At 47.1% G+C, this 2,665-nt stretch carries 3 protein-coding genes; all 3 read left to right on the top strand.

Annotated features, from left to right (window positions below; all coding sequences use genetic code 11):
• On the top strand, positions 1–424 hold a 424-nt coding region (locus Q0241_RS18365; RefSeq protein ID WP_299380470.1), incomplete at its 5' end, for an FCD domain-containing protein.
• A gap of 18 nt (positions 425–442) precedes the next feature.
• Positions 443–1,360 carry a dihydrodipicolinate synthase family protein gene (locus tag Q0241_RS18360; RefSeq protein WP_299380468.1) on the top strand — a complete coding sequence of 306 codons (918 nt, stop codon included), beginning with the start codon at positions 443–445 and terminating at the stop codon, positions 1,358–1,360.
• 3 nt (positions 1,361–1,363) lie between these two features.
• Positions 1,364–2,665 (top strand): aldehyde dehydrogenase family protein (locus Q0241_RS18355; protein ID WP_299380466.1); only part of this gene is annotated, 1,302 nt, incomplete at its 3' end.

Below are 2,665 nucleotides of genomic sequence, written 5' to 3'. Positions count from 1 at the left end.
TGTGATGCGCTTGGCAGCCCGTACTGCCTTAGCAGATCAAATTGAAAAATTAAAAGAGGCACAGGAACAGTTCCGAGGGGCCTTGCGCAGCGGATCAAGTGCTGACAGGGCTTTGTCTAATAACCGCTTTCACGAGATTACCGGTGAAATGGCTGATAACATATACCTCAAGCCGAGCTTTAATCGTTTGTTGATTGACCATGCCCGCATTGGGATGACCTTTTATCGACCGCAAGATCATAAAATGGTTGAGAACCTGACGGCGGCTAGTGATCAGCACGACGCTATTATTTCCGCGATTGAAAACAGAGACGAAGCCTCTGCAGCTGAGCTGGCGACTGATCACTGGAACCTTTCTCGCCATCAAATAGAACTTTTTGTGATGCCTGGTCAGTTAGATATACCACTTGGCACATTTTCTTAAAATACATGTGAGGATGCAATGACCCCGATTATGCAGTTTGAGGGTATATACACACCACTCGTAACGCCTCTCTATCCGGACGGACGTGTGAATTATGATGCCATGTCTGAGGTTATCGAAAACTTGATTGCGAAGGGTGTGCATGGGCTTATCTCAGGTGGATCAACCGGTGAGAACTATGCGCAAGATGTCAATGAACGACTTGAAATTGCACGCTTTACCAAAAAGCAAATAAAGGGGCGCTTACCTTTAATTGTGGGAACGGGTGCCATGATGACACCAGACTCTATTGCTCTTGCATCAGGGGCTAAAGAAATGGGGGCTGATGCTATTTTAGTTGCGACGCCGCCCTATTCCGTTCCTACAGAGCGTGAGAATGCACTCAATGTTCTTGCGATAGATAAGGTCGCTGACCTGCCGATCATGCTCTATAATTATCCGGGACGAATGGGTGTCCATATGGGGGAAGAGTTCCTCGACCGTGTTGGGCGATCTCGGAATGTTTGCGCGATCAAAGAAAGTTCGGGGGATATTAACCGTGTACACCTGCTGGCGCGCGACTATCCGCATATACAAATGGCGTGTGGTATGGATGATCAGGCACTGGAATTTTTCGCTTGGGGATCAAGAAGCTGGGTTTGTGCGGGGTCAAATTTCCTGCCGGATGAACATATTGCATTGTATCAGGCCTGCGCTGTGGAAGGGAATTTTGATAAAGGGCGGCGCATTATGTCCGCCATGATGCCGCTGATGCGGGTTCTGGAACAGGGCGGTAAATTTATTCAATGTGTAAAGCACGGCGTAACCCTTGATGGGATTGATTCTGGGCCGATGCGTCCCCCCCTTAAAGGATTGAACAAGGATGATAAGCGCACCTTGGAAAAGGTTATTCAGGTGCTGAAAATAACTATCGCAAAAATTCAGGCAGAGGACTAATCCATGAACCTGTTAACGACAGAAGAGTATAAATCAATCGCTTCAAACCTGACTTTGCCGTGTAATGCTTATATCGATGGTGGATTTAGGCCGGCTATTTCTGGAAATAGATTTCAGACAATAAACCCGGCGACGGGCGAGGTTTTAGGTGAAGTTTCTGCTTGTGATAAAGAGGATGTTGATTTTGCTGTCTCGAAAGCACGTGAAGCATTTGACGACGGCAGATGGTCTCGAATGTCACCATCGGATCGCAAGGAAATCCTGATCCGTTTGTCCATCCTCTTATCCAGAAATGCGCGTGAACTCGCTGTGATGGAAAGTCTGGATAGCGGGAAAAGTATCTATGACTGTGAAACAGTTGATATTCCGGAAACCGTGCAGTGTATTAAATGGCATGCTGAAGCAATCGATAAGATATATGATCAGGTAGCCCCTGCATCAGATGATCATCTTGCCATGGTGGTTCGTGAACCTATCGGGGTTGTTGGTTTGGTGTTGCCATGGAATTTTCCGCTTCTGATGCTCGCCTGGAAAATTGGCCCTGCGTTAGCTGCGGGTTGTTCTGTTGTTGTTAAGCCTGCCGAAGAAACAACATTGACAGCACTTTATCTTGCTGAATTGGCAACCGCTGCCGGTTTGCCAAAGGGGGTATTGAATATTGTCCCGGGTAGTGGCGTTGAGGTTGGTGAGCCGTTAGGGCGACATATGGATGTTGATATGATCTCGTTCACTGGATCAACACAGACGGGTAAACGCTTTCTGACTTATTCTGCTGAATCAAATGTGAAAGAAGTTGTTCTGGAAATGGGGGGGAAGAACCCTTGTATTGTGATGGATGATGCAGAAAATCTGGATAGGATCGCAGAGCATGTCGTTAACGGTGCTTTTTGGAATATGGGGGAAAATTGTTCGGCTATATCACGGTTGATTGTTCACCGTGATGTAAAAGAAGAACTGCTTTCCCGGGTCGCAATTCATACACGTCATTGGAATGTTGGCGATCCTCTTGACCCTGAAACTCGTATAGGGTCTTTGATTTCAAAGGCACATTTTAACAAGGTGTGTGGATATCTTGAAAAGGCTCAATCGGAAGCTATTTATCTTGGCGGAAAAAGTCATGAGGGTATATTTGTTGAGCCAACAGTTATTAATCTTAAAGATCACGATGATGTACTGGCACGGGAGGAAATTTTTGGCCCTGTCCTTGCCGCGACGACATTCCGCACACCGTCCGAGGCGGTCGAAATCGCCAACAACACAAGGTACGGCCTTGCCGCGACCCTGTGGACTGAAAACCTGAACCTC

This window comes from uncultured Kiloniella sp., from assembly GCF_937128705.1.
Lineage (GTDB): Bacteria > Pseudomonadota > Alphaproteobacteria > Kiloniellales > Kiloniellaceae > Kiloniella.
The sequence above is the reverse complement of the archived record's forward strand: the minus strand, read 5'-3'. Positions and strand labels throughout refer to the sequence as shown.

Excerpts from the sequence above, each read along its gene's own strand:
- Q0241_RS18360 (WP_299380468.1), top strand. The coding sequence starts at position 443 with ATGACCCCGATTATGCAGTTTGAGGGTATATACACACCACTCGTAACG.